This is a genomic window from Cryobacterium psychrotolerans, from assembly GCF_900101115.1.
GTDB classification, from domain to species: domain Bacteria; phylum Actinomycetota; class Actinomycetes; order Actinomycetales; family Microbacteriaceae; genus Cryobacterium; species Cryobacterium psychrotolerans.
The window spans coordinates 25516-42421 of the sequence record NZ_FNFU01000012.1 but is presented as its reverse complement, the minus strand read 5'-3'; the positions used below and the strand labels follow the sequence as shown (position 1 = coordinate 42421).

The following is a 16906-nucleotide window of genomic DNA, read 5'->3' as shown; positions in this document are numbered from 1 at the left end:
GTGGGGGCCGGGGACTGAGCGACCTGTGCGAGGCATGGGTCGCTGACCGGGGCGCTGGGAACCGAGGCATGGCTCTCCCTTCCCGTTGCCTGCTGCTGTGCCCCGAGAATAATCCCCGTTCCCGGTCTTTCCGAGGGGCTTGCGGGAACCGTTATCCAAGCGGTGCGCTCACGCGGCGCCCCTGCCCGCGAGCCGCTTCAGCTTCCTCGAAGCGCGCCGGGCTATCCTCGGCGGATGACAGCATCGACGCTTTACGAGATCCCGCTCACCCTCATCGACGGCACGGAGACGACGTTCGACCGGTTCAGGGGCAAGACGGTGCTCGTCGTCAACGTCGCCTCGAAGTGCGGCTTCACCCCTCAGTACGCGGGCCTGGAGGCGCTGTACCGCAGGTACAAGGACGAGGGCTTCGTGGTGCTCGGCCTGCCCTGCAACCAGTTCATGGGCCAGGAGCCGGGCGACGAGGCCGATATCGCGTCGTTCTGCGAACTGAACTTCGGCGTGAGCTTCCCGCTGACCGAGAAGGTGGATGTGCGGGGCAAGCACCAGCATCCGCTCTACGCGGAACTGACGACCTTCAAGAGCGGCCCGCTGCCGGGACTGATCAAGTGGAACTTCGAGAAGTTCCTGGTCAACTCCGCCGGCCAGGTCGTCGACCGCTTCGCGTCGACGGTGGAACCCGAATCCGAGCAAATCGTGCGGGCCATCTCCCGCGAAACCGCAGTTGTGCGCGCCAAGACGCCGGAATAACGCGCACAACTGCGGTTTCGCGGGATGTGGCGAGGGGTCAGGGGGCTTCGGCTCGGCGGAGGACCGCCTCGGCGTGGCGCAGCAGCGGGCCGTCGATCATCCGTCCCTGGTACTGGAAGACGCCGCCTTCCGTGGCCGAGGCCTCGAGGATCGCCCAGGCGTAGGCGATCTCCGCGGCGGTCGGCCGGTAGGCGTCCCGGATGACGGCGACCTGGCCGGGGTGGATGCAGGCCGTTGCCCGGAACCCGCTGGCCACGGCGTCTTCGGCCTCGGCGGCGAGGCCGGTGATGTCGGCGATGGCCAGGAACACGCTGTCGATGGCGGCCTTGTCGTGCGCGCCGGCGGCCAGGAGCACGGAGGACCTGGCGTGGCGGGCGACGGCGCGGTAGCTGCCGTCGGCGAAGCGGCTCGAGCTTCCGCCGAGCGAGGCAATGAGGTCTTCGGCCCCCCACATCAACGCGACCACATTGGGCACCGCGGCGATCTCAGGCGCGGCGAGGATGCCCGCGGCCGTTTCGCAGAGGGCGATCACGTCGTACGCGGGCAGCGCCTCCAGCTGTGCGGCGCTGACCGCCTTGGGCAGCATGACCGTGCGGTACAGCGTCTGTTCCAGCGCAGCCAGGTCGAGTTCGAAGTCCTCGGTGCCGACCGCGTTGACCCGCACGACGGTGCGCGCGGGATCCAGCGGGTTCGCGATCAGTGACACCCGCGCGTCGGCGCGGGCGTCGGGGCTGACGGCATCCTCGAGATCGATGATGACCGCGTCGGCCCGTGCGGCCGCCTTCGCGTAGCGCTCCGGCCGGTCGGCCGGGCAGAAGAGGAGGGCCGGGCCCAGGTCGAAGCTCACGGCGCCGAGTCCTTGCACCAGACCATGACGGTGCGGATCGCGGTCGCCACGACGTCGCCGTGCTGGTTGCGGGCCGTGTGTTCGAGCGTCAGGATGCCCTGGCCCGGCCGGGAGCCGGAGAGCCGTTTGTCGGTCACGATCGTCTCGGAGTACATGGTGTCGCCATGATAAAGCGGATGCGGGAACTTCACCTCGGCGAAGCCCAGGTTCGCCACGATCGTGCCCTGGGTGAGCTGCGCGACGGAACTGCCGACCAGGGTGGACAGCGTGAACATCGAGTTCATCAGCCGCTGGCCGAACGGCTGGGTGGCCGACCAGGCCGCGTCGAGGTGCAGCGACTGCGTGTTCATCGTCATGGTCGTGAACAGCACGTTGTCGGCCTCGGTGACCGTGCGGCCGGGGCGGTGCAGGTAGCGCGCGGCCAGGTCGAACTCCTCGAAGTACAGCCCGCGCTGCTCGATCACGGTGCGGTCGCCGGTCATACGCTGACCTCGTGTTCCTCGACCAGCAGCTCGGCGCCGGTCGCCGCGATGACCTGCTCCACCGTGACGCCGGGCGCGAGCTCGCGCAGCACGAGGCCGTCGGGGGTGACGTCGATCACGGCGAGGTCGGTGATGATGCGGTCGACGCAACCCCGGCCGGTCAGCGGCAGCGAGCAGCGTTCGAGGATCTTCGGGTTGCCGGCGCGGTCGGTGTGCTCCATCATGACGATCAGGCGCTTGGCCCCGAAGACGAGGTCCATCGCCCCGCCCATGCCCTTGACCATCTTGCCGGGGACCATCCAGTTGGCCAGGTCGCCGTTCGCGGCGACCTCCATCGCCCCGAGCACCGCCACGTCGACGTGTCCGCCGCGGACCATGCCGAAGGATGCCGCGGAGTCGAAGAACGCCGCGCCCTGGTTGACCGTGACGGTTTCCTTGCCCGCGTTGATCAGGTCCGGGTCGACGTTGTCGTCGGTGGGGTACGGCCCGACACCGAGGATGCCGTTCTCGGCGTGCAGGACGACCTCGATGTCATCCGGAATGTAGTTCGGAATCAGCGTGGGCATGCCGATGCCGAGGTTGACGTACTGGCCGTTTTCGAGCTCCAGGGCGACGCGCGCCGCGAGCTCCTCGCGGGTGAGGCTCATGCGCCGAACTCCTTGGTGGCTGGGGTGATGGGGGCGCCGGTGATGGTGCGCTTCTCGATCCGCTTTTCGATCGCTCCGACGACGACGACACGCTGCACGAAGATGCCCGGCGTGTGGATGTGCTCGGGGTCCAGCTCGCCGGGCTCGACGAGCTCCTCGACCTGGGCGATCGTGATCCGCCCGGCCATGGCGGCGAGCGGGTTGAAGTTCGCGGCGGCCGCGTGGAAGACGAGGTTGCCGTAGCGGTCGCCCTTCGCTGCGTGCACGAGGGCGAAGTCGGGGGTGACCGAGTGCTCCATCACGTAGTCGGCGCCGTCGAAGCTGCGCACCTCCTTGGGCTCGGACGCCTTCGCGACCGTGCCGTCCGTGTTGTAGCGCTGCGGCAGCCCGCCTTCGCTGACCTGGGTGCCGACGCCGGCCGGGGTGAAGAAGGCGGGGATTCCGGCGCCGCCGGCGCGCAGCTTCTCGGCGAGCGTGCCCTGGGGGGTCAGCTCGACCTCGAGCTCGCCGGAGAGGAACTGGCGTGCGAATTCCTTGTTCTCGCCCACGTAGGAGCTGATCGTGCGGCGGATGCGGTGGTCTTCGAGCAGCCGCCCGAGTCCCCAGCCGTCGACGCCGCAGTTGTTGCTGATCGTCTCGAGGTCGGTCGTGCCCTGCGCGTGCAGGGCCTCGATCAGGTTCTCGGGGATGCCGCACAGCCCGAAGCCGCCGACGGCGAGGGATGCCCCATCCGGAACGTCGGCGACGGCCTCCGCCGCACTCGCCACAACTTTGTCAATCATTTCGATCTCCCGTTCTGCATGCACTCACGATAGGGCCAGGTCGGCTCGTCCGTCACACCATCGGTGCGTCGTCGGGCTCGGCCATCGTGGCGATCGCTGCGATGGTGGCGACAATCTGGTCGAGCTTGACCAGGTCGCCTGGCTTGAAGGTGACGCTGACGACGCCGGCCGTTGCCGCGGTGAGCTTGTGTTCCATCTTCATGGCCTCGACCGTGAGGATGGTCTGGCCGATCTCGACGAGGTCGCCCGAGGCGGCGTGCACGGCGATGACGGTCCCGGGCATGGGCGAGCGCACGTCGGGGCTGGCCGCGCCCTCGACGCGGTCGCGGCCGGCGAGTTGCTCGGCCAGCTGCTCGGCGCGGGAGCGGCGGCGCAGGTCGACCGAGAACCCGTCGCTGCCGATCCACAGCCGCCGGCCGTCCCGGACCAGGTCGAGCACGCGGCTCACCCCGTCGAGCTCGATGCTGAAGGCGCCGGGGCGGCCGGCCACCTCGGCCAGGCTCGCCGGCGCGGGCTCGCCGGCGCCGACGGCGACGGATGCCGCATCCGGGCCACCCTCGACCCGCACGTCGACCGACTCGGTCGCGCTCACGGCCAGGTTGTACCGGGCCTGGCGGTGCGGGCCCATCCGCCAGCCGCTCGGGCGGGACCAGACCGGGTTCTCCCCCGACCAGGCCTGCGCGTGCAGGAACAGCGCCGCTGCGGCGTAGACGTGGTCGTCGGCCGCGCGGAAGCCGAGGCCCGGGAGCTTGCGCTCGATCAGGCCGGTGTCGAGGTGCCCGGCGCGGACGTCCTCATCCTGCACCAGGAGCCGGAGGTATTCGATGTTGGTGCGCACGCCGAGCACGACCGTGTCGGCGAGGGCGCGGTCGAGGCGGGACAGCGCCTCGGCGCGGGTGGGCGCCCAGGCGATGACCTTGGCGAGCATCGGATCGTAGTCGGAGGAGATCGCCAGCCCCGGGGTGAGGGCGCTGTCGACGCGGATGCCTTCGCCGCACGCCTCCTCGAGCCGCAGCACCGTGCCGGTGGTCGGCAGGAAGCCGCGCTCGGGGTTCTCGGCGTAGACGCGGGCCTCGACCGCGTGCCCGGTGAGCACGACGTCCTGCTGGGCCAGCGGCAGGGTCTCCCCCGCCGCCACGCGCACCTGCCACTCGACGAGGTCGAGCCCGGTGACCATCTCGGTGACCGGGTGTTCCACCTGGAGCCGGGTGTTCATCTCCATGAAGAAGAACTCGTCGGGCGCGGCATCCGAGACCAGGAACTCGACGGTCCCGGCGCCGGTGTAGCCGACGCTGCGGGCGGCGGCGCAGGCGGCCTCGCCGATCCGGGCGCGGGTGTCCGCGTCGAGCAGGGGCGACGGGGCCTCTTCGATGACCTTCTGGTGGCGGCGCTGCAGGGAGCACTCGCGTTCGCCGAGGTGGATGACGTTGCCGTGGTTGTCCGCGAGCACCTGCACCTCGATGTGCCGGGGTGCGCTGACGAACCGTTCGATCAGCAGGGTGTCGTCGCCGAACGCGCTGGATGCGACGCGGCGGGCGGTCACGAGCGCGCCGGCGAGGTCGCCCGCTCGCTCGACGAGGTGCATGCCCTTGCCGCCGCCGCCGGCGGACGGCTTGATCAGCATCGGGTAGCCGACGCCCTCAGAGGCGGCGATGAGCTGCTCGTCGCTCTGGCCGGGCAGGGACACCCCGGGGACGACCGGCACACCGGACTCCGCCACGTGGTTCTTCGAGCGGATCTTGTCGCCCATCATGTTCAGCGCGTGCACGCTGGGCCCGATGAAGACGACGCCGGCGTCGGAGCAGGCCCGGGCGAAGGCCTGGTTTTCGGAGAGGAAGCCGTAGCCGGGGTGGATCGCCTGGGCGCCGGTGCGGGCGGCGGCGTCGAGGATGGCCTCGATGCTGAGGTAGCTCAGCTGGGGCTTCGCGGGGCCGATCCGCACCGCGACATCCGCGAGCGAGACGTGCAGGGCACCGCGGTCGGCGTCGCTGTAGACGGCGACCGAGCGGATGCCGAGCTCCCGCAGCGTGCGGATGATGCGGCAGGCGATTTCGCCGCGGTTGGCGACGAGGACGGTGTGGAACATGGTCATGGTCTCTCTCACATCCGGAAGAGGCCGAAGGCGGTCTCGGGTAGCGGGGTGGCGGCGCAGACGTCGAGGGCCAGGCCGAGCACGGTCCTGGTGTCCAGCGGGTCGATCACGCCGTCGTCCCAGAGGCGGGCGGTCGAGTAGTAGGGGCTGCCCTGGTGCTCGTACTGTTCCTTGATCGGGGCTTTGAAGGCGGCCTCGTCCTCGGCCGACCATTCCTCGCCCCGGCCCTCGTACTGCTCCCGTTTCACGGTGGCGAGCACGGAGGAGGCCTGCGCGCCGCCCATCACGGAGATGCGGCTGGCCGGCCACATCCAGAGGAAGCGCGGCGAGTAGGCGCGCCCGCACATCGAGTAGTTGCCGGCGCCGAAGGATCCGCCGATGACGACGGTGAGCTTGGGCACGCGGGCGGTCGCCACGGCGGTGACCATCTTGGCGCCGTGCTTGGCGATTCCGCCGGCCTCGTAGTCCTTGCCGACCATGAATCCGGCCAGGTTTTGCAGGAAGACCATCGGGATGCCGCGCTGGTCGCAGAGCTCGATGAAGTGCGCGCCCTTCATCGCCGACTCGGCGAACAGCACGCCGTTGTTGGCGATGATGCCGATCGGGTGCCCGTGCAGGCGGGCGAAGCCGGTGATCAGCGTCGTGCCGTATTCCTTCTTGAACTCGTGGAACTCGCTGCCGTCGACGATGCGCGAGATGACCTCGTGCACGTCGTACTGGCCCTGCACGTCGGTGGGGACGGCGCCGTAGAGTTCGGTTTCGTCGGCGACGGGTTCGACCGTCGGGAGGATGTCCCAGGCCGGCTGGGCAGGCCGGGGCAGGGTGGACACGATGTCGCGCACGATCTGCAGGGCGTGCTGGTCGTTCTCGGCGAGGTGGTCGGTGACTCCGGAGGTGCGGGCGTGCAGGTCGCCGCCGCCCAGCTCCTCTGCGGTGACGATCTCGCCGATCGCGGCCTTAACCAGCGGCGGGCCACCGAGGAAGATCGTGCCCTGGTTACGAACGATCACGGTCTCGTCGCTCATCGCCGGCACGTAGGCGCCGCCGGCGGTGCAGGACCCCATGACCGAGGCGATCTGCGGGATCTTCGCCGCGGACATCCGGGCCTGGTTGTAGAAGATCCGGCCGAAGTGCTCCTTGTCGGGGAAGACGTCGTCCTGCATCGGCAGGAACGCTCCGCCCGAGTCGACCAGGTAGACGCACGGGAGGCGGTTCTCGAAGGCGATCTCCTGCGCGCGGAGGTGCTTCTTGACCGTCATCGGGTAGTAGGTGCCGCCCTTGACGGTGGCGTCGTTGGAGATGACGAGAACCTGGCGGCCGTGGACGAGCCCGACGCCGGCGATGATGCCGGCGCCCGGGCAGGCGTCGTGGTACATGCCGTTGGCCGCGAGCGGAGCGATTTCGAGGAAGGGACTGCCTTCGTCGAGCAGCGCGTCGATGCGTTCGCGCGGCAGGAGTTTGCCGCGACCGATGTGGCGCTGCCGGGATTTCTCCGGGCCGCCGAGGGCCGCGAGCGCGAGGCGCTGCTGCAGGTCTGCGACGAGGGCGCGTTGGGCGGCGTCGTTCTCCGTGAAGGTCGGGCTGCTGGAGTCGATCCGACTCTCGAGTGTCTCCATTGACGTCTTCCCGTTGCTGCGTGCATCAAGTACAGTTAATGATCACTAACCGAAATTCAGGCTAGCCGGTCGTCGCCGAGATGTCCAGACGGGAAGCTCAATGGTCGACATGAGAGCCGCCGCGCCGGCCCCCCGGCCGGCGCCGGCCGCCGCGCCAACGCCCCGCAGCCTGGCCAAGGCCGACCGGCGCGAGGCGCTGCTGGCGGCCGCCGCGTCGCTTTTCGCCCGCTCGGGCTTCAACGGCGCCTCGATCGAAGACCTCGGCACGGCCGCCGGGGTCAGCGGGCCGGCCGTCTACCGCCATTTCAGCGGCAAGCAGGCGGTGCTCGCCGCGCTGCTGGTCGGCGCCAGCGAGGACCTCGTCGCCGGGGGCCGCGCCGTCGCCGGCGCGCATCCGGATGCCGCGGCCGCGCTGGCCGCGCTGGTGCGCTTCCACGTGGACTTCGCCCTGTCCAACCCCGACGTCATCCGGGTGCAGGACCGCGACCTCGACAGCCTCGCCGAGGCGGACCGGCACCGGGTGCGCGCCCTGCAGCGGGCCTACGTGGAGCTGTGGGTGCAGGTGCTCGGCCGCGTGCATCCGGGCGTGGACACGGCGCTGCTTCGCATCCGTGCCCATGCGACGTTCGGCCTGATCAACTCGACCCCGCACAGCGCCACCGCCGGCGCCAGTCCGGCAACCGTGCGCGCCCTCCTCGAGCAGATGGCCCTCACCGCCCTCACGCCCGCCTGACACCCACCCGCCGACCCACCCCTCCGCCGAACTACCGCCGAACTGTGAGTTTGGCACCTTCCCGACGCCCACGAAGGTGCCAAACTCACAGTTCGGCGGAGGGGGCGGGGCGGAGGGGGCGGGGTAGGTAGTGGGGGCGAAATCGGGGATGTCGGCTCGGAGCCAGGCGATCAGGCGGGTGAGGGAGCGCGTAACGATGGGGCGGGCGCCCGAGGCCACGACCTGGCCGAAGGGGCCGTACATGCGGTCGTAGGTCAGCGAGTCCAGCCGGTCCCGGATGATCCGCACCGCCTGCTCGGGCAGCGGGATCAGGGTCGGGTACGAGCGCATCGCGCTGACGGTCATATTGTCCGGGCCGATGAAGATCGTGTCGCCGGTCAGGAGCACCCCGCGACCCTCGGCGCCGTCCCGCCACAACAGCACGCAACTGCCCGGGAAGTGCCCGCCGCACTGCACGAGGGTGACGCCCGGCAGCGGGCTCTCGCGGCCGCCCCAGTGCCGGATCGCCGGGTCGGGCCGGCGGCTCCAGGCCGCGTCGTCCGAAGCGACGTAGACCGGGGCGTCGCCGAAGGCGTGGCTCCAGCTGATGGCCGCCCCCATCAGGTGCGGATGGCTCCCGGCCACCGCCGCCACTCCGCCGAGGGCCCGCACGGCGTCGCCGAAGGCCGCGGAGATGAATCCCGGCGGCTCCCAGAGCAGGTTCCCGGCCGGAGTGGTGACGAGGAATGCCTGCTGGCCGATCCCGACCCGAGGCGCCACCGTCATCCGGTGGAGCCCGGCCTCGACCGCGGCGACGCTCGCAGTGGTGCCCGCCCGTTCGAGCCGCTCCGAGGTGGTCCAGCTCTGGCCGACGGGCGGCACGAATTGCCGTTCGTCGGTGCAGATCACGCACACCGGCGGCGGTTCGGCCGTCTCCGGATGCTCCAGCCCGCAGGCCTCGCAAATCCAGACCGGCACCATACGCCGCCGCTCAGTTCGCCGCCGTGCAGACGCAGAGCTCGTTGCCCTCCTCGTCGGCCAGCACCCACCAGTCCGGGGCGTGCTCGTCGGTGAGGAGGATCCCACCCACGTCGACGATTTCCTGCACCCTGGATTCGGCATCCGCGGTGGGCACGTACACGTCGATGTGGATGCGGTTGCGGTCGGTGCGGGCGATCTCCATGTGCTGGAACCAGACCCGCGGCCCGTTCCCGTGCGGGTCGACCAGCTCGAGCTCCCCCTCGGCGACGACTTCCTTGTAGCCGAGGCCGACCATCCAGAACGGGCGGATGACGTCGGCGTCGGTGCAATCGATGGCGATGTCGTAGCGGGCCGGGGCCGCGTGCGCGTTTCTCGCGCCGAGTTCGTCGGCGAGTTCCTGGATCCGGCGGGCCAGCTTCACGTCCCGCGCGGTGACCCCGCCGGCGTCATGCGAATGCAGGCGGAAGGTGACCGTCCCGTAGCCGAGCCTGACCTCCGGGTGGTGGTTCATCGCCTCGGCATCCTCGCCGACCCTGTCGACCAGGCGAAGCGCGGATGCGAAATCCGCGGTCTTGTATCTGCCGTGCAGGCTGCCGTCGAGGTGGACGAACGCGCTGCCGGCGATGGCGACTTCGGTGTCGGCGGGAGCGAGGATGCCGTGGGTGCGGGTGTGGCTCATGCCCATACTCTCCCCCGCCTCCGGAGACCGGTCAAGGGCATCCGGCCGCGCCCGGCTCTAGCCGAAAAGGGACGGGCGGTGGAACACTGGGGCGTGGCCACTTCCGGAGCAACCATCCTGTGCGACCTCGACGGCACGATCTATTCCTCGGGCGTGACCGTCGCCGGGGCGGGCGAGGCGATCCGGGAACTCAGGGAGCTGGGCTGCGTCATCCGTTTCCTCACCAACACCGATTCCAGGCCCGAGGAGCTGATCGTCTCCGACCTGCACGCCCGCGGGATCGACGTGCGCCCCGGCGAGCTCTTCACCCCGGTCACCGCTGCCCGCCGCTACCTCGCCGCCGCGGGGCCGGTGAACGTGCTGCCGGTCGTCTCCAGCGTGCTGCTTGAGTCCTTCGCTCCGTACGTCGGGCGGGACTCCGACCCGATCACCCATGTGATCGCGGGCGACGCGCGCGACACGCTCAGCTACCCCCTGCTCGATGCGGCGTTCCGCGCGCTCCGCGCCGGCGCGCAGCTCATCGCCCTGCAGCGCGGCCGCTACTTCAAGCGGGCCGACGGCGACCACATCGACACCGGCGCGATCGTGGCCGCCCTCGAGTACTCCAGCGGGTCGCCCGCCGTGCTGCTCGGCAAGCCGTCCCAGGATTTCCTGCGGCTCGCCGCGGAGTCCGCCGGCGCCGAACCGCACGAGGTGTGGATAGCGGGCGACGATGCGACCACCGACATCGCGATGGGCAACGCGGCCGGGGCGACGACCGTGCAGGTGCGCACGGGCAAGTACCCGGATCAGGCCGTCGAGCGGGCCACGATCCGGGCCGTGCACGAAATCGACTCGATCGCGTCGCTCCCGGCGCTGGTGGCAGCATCCGGGTTTCGCGCATAATTCCTCCGGAATGTCCGCGCCGCGCCGCGACACCCCGAAATTCCGGGGCAGTTACGGCGACGGCCGCCGATCTGGAGGAGTTATGAACGCGGCGTGCGCCGCAGAAGCACCACCCGCGATGCGCGGACGGGTGGAGCGGATTACACCATCGTGAGGACCATGCCGGGCTCGGCCAGGATGGCCCCGATGTCGGCGAGGAACCTCGACCCCTGCTCCCCGTCGACGAGGCGGTGGTCGAAGGACAGGCTCAGCGTCATGACCTGGCGCAGCGCGATCTCGCCCTTGTATTCCCACGGCGTGCGGCGGATCGCGCCCATCGCGAGGATGGCCGCCTCCCCCGGGTTCAGGATCGGCGTGCCGGCGTCGATCCCGAAGACGCCGATGTTGGTGATCGTGATCGTGCCGCCGCTGAGCGCAGCCGGGCTGGTCGTTCCCGCCCTGGCCGCGTCGGTGAGCGCGGCGAGAGCGGCGGAGAGGCCGGTCAGGCCGAGCGCGTCGGCGTCCGTGATGTTCGGCACGAGCAGCCCGCGCGGTGTTGCCGCGGCGATGCCGAGGTTCACGTAGTGGTACTGCACGATCTCGCCGGCCTCGTCGTCCCAGCGGGTGTTCACCGAGGGGTGCCGTGATGCCGCGATGCAGAGCGCCTTCGCGACGACGGTGAGGATGTTGATCCGCTGGTCGGCGAAGGCCCGGTTGCGTTTGAGCGAGTCGAGCAGCTCCATCGTCGGGGTGACGTCGACCGTGAGGAACTCCGTGACGTGGGGCGCCGTGAACGCGCTCCGCACCATGGCGGCAGCGGTGTGCTTGCGCACGCTCTTGATCGGCGTGCGGCTCTCCCGGGCGCCGGGAACGGATGCCGCGGCGCCGATCGCCGGAACGGTCGCGTCGGCGCCCGGGCCGGTCAGGGCCCCCGCCCGCACGTCGTCCCTGGTGATCAGGCCGTCGGGGCCGGTGCCGGTCAGACGGGCGAGGTCGATGCCCAGGTCGCGGGCGAGGGCTCGCACCGGCGGGGTGGAGCGGGGGCGTTCGGCGCCGACGGCGCCGACGCCTGCAGGAACGGAGGCGGGAACGGAGCCGGGAACGGAGGCCCGAACGGAGGCGGCCGCGGGTACGACGATGGCGGCCGCGGGCGCCGGCGCGGCACCGCGGCGCGCGCGCCGCTGTGGGCGTCCGCCGCGTTCGACCGACGCGCCGTAGCCGACGAGCACGGCCTCACGCTCCTGCGCCGGCTCGGCCGGGGCGGCGACACCGGCAGGGACACCGGCAGGGACATCCGTCCCGGCAGTCGGCGCGGCAGCGGCCGGCTCGGCGCCTTCAACGTCGAACGACACGATCGCCTCGCCGACCTGCACGACGACACCGGTCGGCTGGTGCAGCGTGGAAACGGTGCCCGCGAACGGAGACGGGAGCTCGACCACGGCCTTGGCCGTCTCCACGTCGGCGATGTGCTGATTGAGGGTGACCGTGTCGCCAGGGGCGATGTGCCAGGCCACGATCTCCGACTCTGTGAGTCCTTCACCGAGGTCGGGCAGCTTGAAAACCTTGATCACGTTCAGCGTCCCATCACGCGGTCGACGCCGGCGAGCATGCGGTCGAGGTCTGGCAGGTGGTGGCTCTCGAGCTTCGCGGGCGGGTACGGAATGTCCCAGCCGGTGACGCGCACCGGGGCGGCCTCGAGATAGTTGAAGCAGCGTTCGGTGATGCTGGCGATGATCTCGCCGCCGATGCCGCCGGAGCGGACCGCCTCGTGGGTGACGACGAGCCGTCCGGTCTTGCGAACGGATGCCTCCACCGTCGCGTAGTCGACCGGCGCAAGCGAGCGGAGGTCGATGACCTCGACCGAGACGCCTTCGTCGGCGGCTGCGAGGGCGGCATCCCGGGCGGTGGGCACCAGCGGGCCGTAGGTCACGAGCGTGACATCCGTGCCCGGCGCGACAATGACCGCCTTCTCCATCGATTCGCCGAGCACCGGGGAAACCTCACCCTTGACGTGGTACCGGCGCTTTGGCTCGAAGTAGAGCACCGGGTCGTCCAATGAGATGGCCTGGCGGAGCATGCTGTAGGCATCCTGGGGGTTGGACACGGAGATCACGCGGAGCCCGGAGGTATGGGTGAAGTAGGCCTCGGGCGACTCGGAGTGGTGCTCGGCGGCGCCGATGCCCCCGCCGAACGGCACCCGGATCGTGATCGGCATCTTCACCGCTCCCTGGGTGCGGTAGTGCAGCTTGGCGACCTGGCTGACGATCTGGTCGAAGCCCGGGTAGATGAAGCCGTCGAACTGGATTTCGCAGACCGGACGGTAGCCGCGGTAGGCGAGGCCGACGGCGGTGCCGATGATGGCGGATTCGGCCAGCGGGGTATCGATCACGCGATTCGCGCCGAACTCGGCGAGCAGCCCGTCGGTGACCCGGAAAACGCCGCCGAGAGCGCCGATGTCCTCACCGAGCAGCACCACCTTGGGGTCGTCCAGCATCGACTGGCGGAGCGCCGCGGTGATGGATTTGGCCAGCGTCAGGGTCGTCGGCGTTGCCAGGGCGGTCGTCGTCTTCACGGCGCTCGTCGTCATCGAGTCCTGAGTCTTCAGCGTTGTCATGCTCATGAGCTGCTCCCGTCCGCGGCGTCGAAGCTCGCGAGGTAGTCGGCGTATTCGGCGCGCTGGCCGTCCAGCGTGGCGTTCGGCGTCGAGTAGACGTGGTCGAAGACCGTGAGCGGCGCGGGGTCGGGCATCCCGATGCAGCCGGCGCGGAGTTCCGCGGCGACGGCATCCGCCTTCGCCTGCGTCTTCGCCTCCAGCTCGGGCGTGAAGAGGCCCATCGAGTCGAGCAGGCGCTGCAGGCGCAGGATCGGGTCCTTCGCCTTCCACGCCTCGAGCTCGGCGGTCTCGCGGTACTTGGTGGGGTCATCCGCGGTGGTGTGCGGGCCCATCCGGTAGGTGACGGCCTCGATGAAGGTGGGTCCCCCGCCGTTGCGTGCCCGGTCGAGGGCGATGCGGGTCGCTGCCATCACCGCGAGCACGTCGTTGCCGTCGACCCGGATGCTGGGGATGCCGAACCCGGGAGCGCGGTCGGCGATGTTGCGGTGGGCCTGCAGGGCGACCGGCTCGGAGATGGCCCACTGGTTGTTCTGGCAGAAGAAGATCACCGGAACCTGGAAGCTGGCGGCGAAGACCATGGCCTCGTTGACGTCGCCCTCGCTCGTGGCGCCGTCGCCGAAGTAGGTGATCGCGGCGGAGTCGGAGCCGTCGAACTTGGCGCCCATCGCCCAGCCGGTGGCGTGGAGCGTCTGCGCGCCGATGATGATCGCCGGGGTCGCCATGCCGATCTCGAACGGGTTCCAGCCTGACTGCGCGGAGCCGCGCCACACCCGGAGGATGTCGGTGTAGTCGACGCCGCGGCAGTACGCGACCGCGTTCTCGCGGTAGCTGGAGAAGACGAAGTCGTCGCTGCGGAGTGAGCGGGCCGAGCCGATCTGCGCGGCTTCCTGGCCGAGGAGCGGCGGCCACAGGCCGAGCTCGCCCTGGCGCTGGAGCGCGGTGGCTTCGGTGTCGATGCGGCGAACGACGATCATGTCTTCGTACATCGCCGCCAGTTGTTCGCCGGTGACGTCGGCGACCCACGGGTCGTAGTCGACCATGGCCGACCGGACACCGCCGGGAGTGAGTAATTGCACGAAATCTGCGGGGAAATCAACCAAAGTACCGCTCCTAGCGTCCTTGCTAAAGTTGACCCGAGCCTAGAGTCATGCGGCACAAAGCACAACTCCATTCGAATCCATTGTGCATACTGCCCTATCCAGCGCGCGAGCCGCGTGCTAACGTCTTGCACTATGCACAGCCTGGACAAAACCGACACGCAGCTTCTTGCCGCTCTCTGCGACGACCCGAACAGCACCTTCGTGGCTCTCGCGCAGAAGCTGGGCCTTTCCCGCAATACCGTGCAGGCGAGGATGGCCAGGCTCGAGGACTCCAACGCGTTCCTGAGCTTCGACCGTCGCATCAATCCGGTGGTCCTCGGCTTCCAGCTGACGGCGTTCATCACCGTGCATGTGCAACAGAAAAGGCTGTCCCAGATCGTGGTCGACCTCGCCCTGATCCCGGAGATCGTGCAGGCCCACGGCATGAGCGGGCCGGCTGACCTCCTCGTGCGGGTGGTCTGCCGGGACGCCGACGACCTGTTCCGCATCGACGGCACGATTCTCGCCTGCGACGGCGTCGAGCGCACCGAGACGTCGCTCGCCATGGGCGAACTGATCCCGTACCGGATCACACCGATTCTCGAGGACAACGGCGCCTGAGCCGCGCACCCCTCAGCCGGCGGTGCGTGGCTTCCGGGCCGGCGGAATCAGCGTGCGGGCGTAGCGAATCGCGTCGGGGGTGCCGGCGAAGACCCGCCCCAGCTCACGCAGGTGCGGCGCGACGCCGAGTCGCCTGAGCACCGCCCGGTGCTCGTCGGTGACGCCGGAGACGAGCACCACGATCCCCTTGGCCTCCAGGCGCGTGATCACGTCATCGAGCATCAGGCCTCCGGTCGCGTCGAGGGTGGTGACCCGGCTCATCCGGAGGATCACCACAGACACGGCGCTCACCTCTGTGAGCTCGAGCAGGAAGCGGTGCGCCGCGCCGAAGAACAGCGGTCCGTCGAACCGGTAGGCGACGATGTGCTCGGCGAGAAGTTCGCGTTCCTCTGCGCTGTGGTCCGCGGTGTCCAGCGGCACCCGCTCGACCCGGGCGCTGCGGGCAACCTCTCGCAGGGCGAGCAGCGCCGCCGCCGCGAGCCCCACCACGACCGCGGTGACCAGGTCGATGGCGACGGTGACACCGAATGTGACCACGAGCACGACGGCGTCACCGCGGGTGGCCCTCATGATGGCGCGGATCGCGCCGAGCTGCACCATCTGGATGGTCGTGGCCAGCAGCACACCGGCCAGGGCGGCCAGCGGCACGTAGCCCACGAGCGACCCCGCGACCAGCACGACCACGAGCAGCACGACCGAGTGCGAGATCGCGGCGAGCCGGGACCGGGCGCCGCTGCGCACGTTGACGGCCGTTCGGGCGATGGCGGCCGTGGCCGGCACTCCGCCGAAGAACGGCACGACGAGGTTGGCGATCCCCTGCCCGAACAGCTCGCGGTCGGGGTTGTGCCGCTCCCCCACGCTCATCCCGTCGGCTACGGTTGCGCTCAGCAGGCTCTCCAGGGCCGCCAGGGCTGCGATCGCCAGCGCCGAGGGCAGCAGAACGGCGAGCATGGCCGGGTCGAAGAAGTCGGCGGCCGGGGCGGTCAGCGCGCTCGGCAGCGCGCCGATGACCGGGAGGTCGGACCGGCCGTAGGCAGCGATCACCGTCACGATCACCACGGCGAGCAGCGAAAGCGGAAGCGACGGGCGCCACCGGGCGCCGGCCAGGATGACCCCGGCCACGCCGAGGGTGATGAGCGGGGCGACCGGGTCCGGCGCCTGCATGAAGCGTACGACCGCGTCCCACGCGAGGGCCCAGACCTTCTCCTCGTCTCCCGGTTCCACGCCCAGCATGTTGGGCACCTGCTGCAGCGCGATGACCACAGCGATGCCGGCGGTGAAGCCCTCCACCAGAGAGGCGGGCAGGTAGCGCACGTATCGGCCGATGCCGCTGAGGGCCAGGACGAGCAGGATGACGCCGGCCATGAGCGTCACCTCGAGCACGCCGGACACCCCGAACTGGTGCACCACGGGCACGAGCACGACCGTCATCGCCCCGGTCGGACCGGAGACCTGGATGTTGCTGCCGCCGAACACCGCGGCGAGGATGCCGGCGATGACCGCCGTCGTGAGGCCCGCCGTCGCCCCCAGCCCGGAAGCGACCCCGAAGGCCAGGGCGAGGGGCAGGGCGACGATGGCGACGGTGAGCCCGGCGAGCAGGTCGCGCCCGGGCGAGCGGCGCATCAGGGTGAAGTCGGCGCGCTGCGGCAAGAGCCCCCGCGCGAAGGCCAGTCCGTGCAGCGCCTTCGTCTTCATCGTGCGTCCTTTTCCATCGTGCGCAGCAGGGCGTGCGAGTCCTGCAGGTTGGCGACGAGCATCCGCTTGGCAACCTCGAGCAGGTCGATCATGTCCCGGTCGCGCAGCGCGTAAAAGATGGTGTTGCCCTCTCGCCGGGTCGTCACGACACCCGCGCGGCGCAGCACGCCGAGCTGCTGCGACAGGCTCGACAGCTCGGAGCCAAGCGCATCGGCCAGGCTGCCGACGGAGCGTTCGCCGCCGACGAGCTGCTCGAGCACCTGGACTCGCAACGGGTGGCCCAGGGCCTTGAAGAGCTCGGCCTTCAGCTGAGCAACGGGAAGTTCGGTGGAGAGCACCATCTGATTATATCGCTAAGTTACATTTTCTTTACATAGATTCGCCCGGGTGCCCGGGTCCGGGAAGCGCAAGGGAGCGCTCGCAGCCTCGCGGCCACGAGCGCTCC

17 protein-coding genes are annotated in these 16906 nt (G+C 70.1%); 5 read left to right on the top strand and 12 right to left on the bottom strand.

Translation table 11 applies throughout. From position 1 onward, the window contains the following. The first annotated feature begins 234 nt into the window (after positions 1-234). Positions 235-750 (top strand): glutathione peroxidase, encoded by a 516-nt coding sequence (locus BLQ39_RS10805; RefSeq protein ID WP_092323909.1) that lies wholly within the window; start codon positions 235-237, stop codon positions 748-750. Between the two features lie 37 nt (positions 751-787). On the opposite strand, the gene BLQ39_RS10800 is transcribed toward BLQ39_RS10805, so the two are convergent. The 6 genes from BLQ39_RS10800 to BLQ39_RS10775 are packed head-to-tail and all read right to left on the bottom strand — an operon-like array spanning position 788 to position 7216. Beyond that, on the bottom strand, positions 788-1597 hold the full coding sequence (locus tag BLQ39_RS10800; protein ID WP_092323908.1) for an HpcH/HpaI aldolase/citrate lyase family protein: 810 nt from the start codon (positions 1595-1597) through the stop codon (positions 788-790). Then, positions 1594-2079, bottom strand: coding sequence for a MaoC family dehydratase (locus BLQ39_RS10795; protein WP_092323906.1), 486 nt, complete (start codon positions 2077-2079; stop codon positions 1594-1596). The genes BLQ39_RS10800 and BLQ39_RS10795 overlap by 4 nt, the downstream gene beginning before the upstream one ends. Further along, positions 2076-2726 carry a CoA transferase subunit B gene (locus BLQ39_RS10790; protein WP_092323905.1) on the bottom strand — a complete coding sequence of 217 codons (651 nt, stop codon included), beginning with the start codon at positions 2724-2726 and terminating at the stop codon, positions 2076-2078. The genes BLQ39_RS10795 and BLQ39_RS10790 overlap by 4 nt, the downstream gene beginning before the upstream one ends. Further along, the gene (locus tag BLQ39_RS10785; RefSeq protein ID WP_092323903.1) at positions 2723-3508 is read right to left on the bottom strand and encodes a CoA transferase subunit A; all 786 of its coding nucleotides are present in this window, start codon (positions 3506-3508) and stop codon (positions 2723-2725) included. The genes BLQ39_RS10790 and BLQ39_RS10785 overlap by 4 nt, the downstream gene beginning before the upstream one ends. Positions 3509-3560: 52 nt before the next feature. Further along, positions 3561-5594: an acetyl/propionyl/methylcrotonyl-CoA carboxylase subunit alpha gene (locus tag BLQ39_RS10780; RefSeq protein WP_439822886.1), complete on the bottom strand. Its 2034-nt coding sequence runs from the start codon at positions 5592-5594 to the stop codon at positions 3561-3563. Between the two features lie 14 nt (positions 5595-5608). After that, positions 5609-7216: a carboxyl transferase domain-containing protein gene (locus tag BLQ39_RS10775; RefSeq protein ID WP_092323901.1), complete on the bottom strand. Its 1608-nt coding sequence runs from the start codon at positions 7214-7216 to the stop codon at positions 5609-5611. Between the two features lie 109 nt (positions 7217-7325). On the opposite strand from BLQ39_RS10775, the gene BLQ39_RS10770 reads away from it, so the two are divergent. Continuing rightward, positions 7326-7949, top strand: a complete 624-nt coding sequence (locus BLQ39_RS10770) for an SACE_7040 family transcriptional regulator (protein ID WP_092323974.1) — start codon at positions 7326-7328, stop codon at positions 7947-7949. 277 nt (positions 7950-8226) lie between these two features. Continuing rightward, complete coding sequence (locus BLQ39_RS15985; RefSeq protein WP_167738530.1) at positions 8227-8502, top strand: hypothetical protein; 276 nt, start codon at positions 8227-8229, stop codon at positions 8500-8502. 417 nt (positions 8503-8919) lie between these two features. Here BLQ39_RS15985 and BLQ39_RS10760 read toward each other — a convergent pair whose 3' ends face one another. Then, positions 8920-9588 (bottom strand): 4a-hydroxytetrahydrobiopterin dehydratase, encoded by a 669-nt coding sequence (locus BLQ39_RS10760; protein WP_166784450.1) that lies wholly within the window; start codon positions 9586-9588, stop codon positions 8920-8922. Between the two features lie 93 nt (positions 9589-9681). Between BLQ39_RS10760 and BLQ39_RS10755 the strand changes: the two genes are divergently transcribed. Continuing rightward, positions 9682-10473 (top strand): HAD-IIA family hydrolase, encoded by a 792-nt coding sequence (locus tag BLQ39_RS10755; protein WP_092323973.1) that lies wholly within the window; start codon positions 9682-9684, stop codon positions 10471-10473. A gap of 140 nt (positions 10474-10613) precedes the next feature. Here the strand turns inward: BLQ39_RS10755 and BLQ39_RS10750 are convergent, their stop codons facing one another. Genes BLQ39_RS10750 through pdhA form a run of 3 tightly spaced genes read right to left on the bottom strand, consistent with a single transcriptional unit; the run spans position 10614 to position 14166 of the window. Next, positions 10614-12023 carry a dihydrolipoamide acetyltransferase family protein gene (locus tag BLQ39_RS10750; RefSeq protein ID WP_092323898.1) on the bottom strand — a complete coding sequence of 470 codons (1410 nt, stop codon included), beginning with the start codon at positions 12021-12023 and terminating at the stop codon, positions 10614-10616. Between the two features lie 2 nt (positions 12024-12025). Then, positions 12026-13039 (bottom strand): alpha-ketoacid dehydrogenase subunit beta, encoded by a 1014-nt coding sequence (locus BLQ39_RS10745; protein ID WP_092323971.1) that lies wholly within the window; start codon positions 13037-13039, stop codon positions 12026-12028. A 29-nt stretch (positions 13040-13068) separates the two neighbouring features. Beyond that, complete coding sequence (pdhA, locus tag BLQ39_RS10740) at positions 13069-14166, bottom strand: pyruvate dehydrogenase (acetyl-transferring) E1 component subunit alpha (protein WP_256332743.1); 1098 nt, start codon at positions 14164-14166, stop codon at positions 13069-13071. Between the two features lie 132 nt (positions 14167-14298). On the opposite strand from pdhA, the gene BLQ39_RS10735 reads away from it, so the two are divergent. Further along, a complete protein-coding gene (locus BLQ39_RS10735; RefSeq protein ID WP_092323895.1) occupies positions 14299-14766 on the top strand; it encodes an Lrp/AsnC family transcriptional regulator in 468 nt (155 codons plus the stop codon). A gap of 12 nt (positions 14767-14778) precedes the next feature. Here the strand turns inward: BLQ39_RS10735 and BLQ39_RS10730 are convergent, their stop codons facing one another. After that, complete coding sequence (locus BLQ39_RS10730; protein ID WP_092323893.1) at positions 14779-16461, bottom strand: SulP family inorganic anion transporter; 1683 nt, start codon at positions 16459-16461, stop codon at positions 14779-14781. Further along, complete coding sequence (locus BLQ39_RS10725; protein ID WP_092323892.1) at positions 16458-16802, bottom strand: ArsR/SmtB family transcription factor; 345 nt, start codon at positions 16800-16802, stop codon at positions 16458-16460. Before BLQ39_RS10725 ends, BLQ39_RS10730 begins: the two co-directional genes overlap by 4 nt. Positions 16803-16906 lie beyond the last annotated feature (104 nt).

Excerpts from the sequence above, each read along its gene's own strand:
- BLQ39_RS10770 (WP_092323974.1), top strand. The coding sequence starts at position 7,326 with ATGAGAGCCGCCGCGCCGGCCCCCCGGCCGGCGCCGGCCGCCGCGCCA.
- BLQ39_RS10775 (WP_092323901.1), bottom strand. The coding sequence starts at position 7,216 with ATGGAGACACTCGAGAGTCGGATCGACTCCAGCAGCCCGACCTTCACG.
- BLQ39_RS10805 (WP_092323909.1), top strand. The coding sequence starts at position 235 with ATGACAGCATCGACGCTTTACGAGATCCCGCTCACCCTCATCGACGGC.
- BLQ39_RS10760 (WP_166784450.1), bottom strand. The coding sequence starts at position 9,588 with ATGAGCCACACCCGCACCCACGGCATCCTCGCTCCCGCCGACACCGAA.
- BLQ39_RS10735 (WP_092323895.1), top strand. The coding sequence starts at position 14,299 with ATGCACAGCCTGGACAAAACCGACACGCAGCTTCTTGCCGCTCTCTGC.
- BLQ39_RS10780 (WP_439822886.1), bottom strand. The coding sequence starts at position 5,594 with ATGTTCCACACCGTCCTCGTCGCCAACCGCGGCGAAATCGCCTGCCGC.
- BLQ39_RS10790 (WP_092323905.1), bottom strand. The coding sequence starts at position 2,726 with ATGAGCCTCACCCGCGAGGAGCTCGCGGCGCGCGTCGCCCTGGAGCTC.
- BLQ39_RS15985 (WP_167738530.1), top strand. The coding sequence starts at position 8,227 with ATGATCCGCACCGCCTGCTCGGGCAGCGGGATCAGGGTCGGGTACGAG.
- BLQ39_RS10795 (WP_092323906.1), bottom strand. The coding sequence starts at position 2,079 with ATGACCGGCGACCGCACCGTGATCGAGCAGCGCGGGCTGTACTTCGAG.
- BLQ39_RS10730 (WP_092323893.1), bottom strand. The coding sequence starts at position 16,461 with ATGAAGACGAAGGCGCTGCACGGACTGGCCTTCGCGCGGGGGCTCTTG.
- BLQ39_RS10745 (WP_092323971.1), bottom strand. The coding sequence starts at position 13,039 with ATGACGACGAGCGCCGTGAAGACGACGACCGCCCTGGCAACGCCGACG.
- BLQ39_RS10725 (WP_092323892.1), bottom strand. The coding sequence starts at position 16,802 with ATGGTGCTCTCCACCGAACTTCCCGTTGCTCAGCTGAAGGCCGAGCTC.
- BLQ39_RS10785 (WP_092323903.1), bottom strand. The coding sequence starts at position 3,508 with ATGATTGACAAAGTTGTGGCGAGTGCGGCGGAGGCCGTCGCCGACGTT.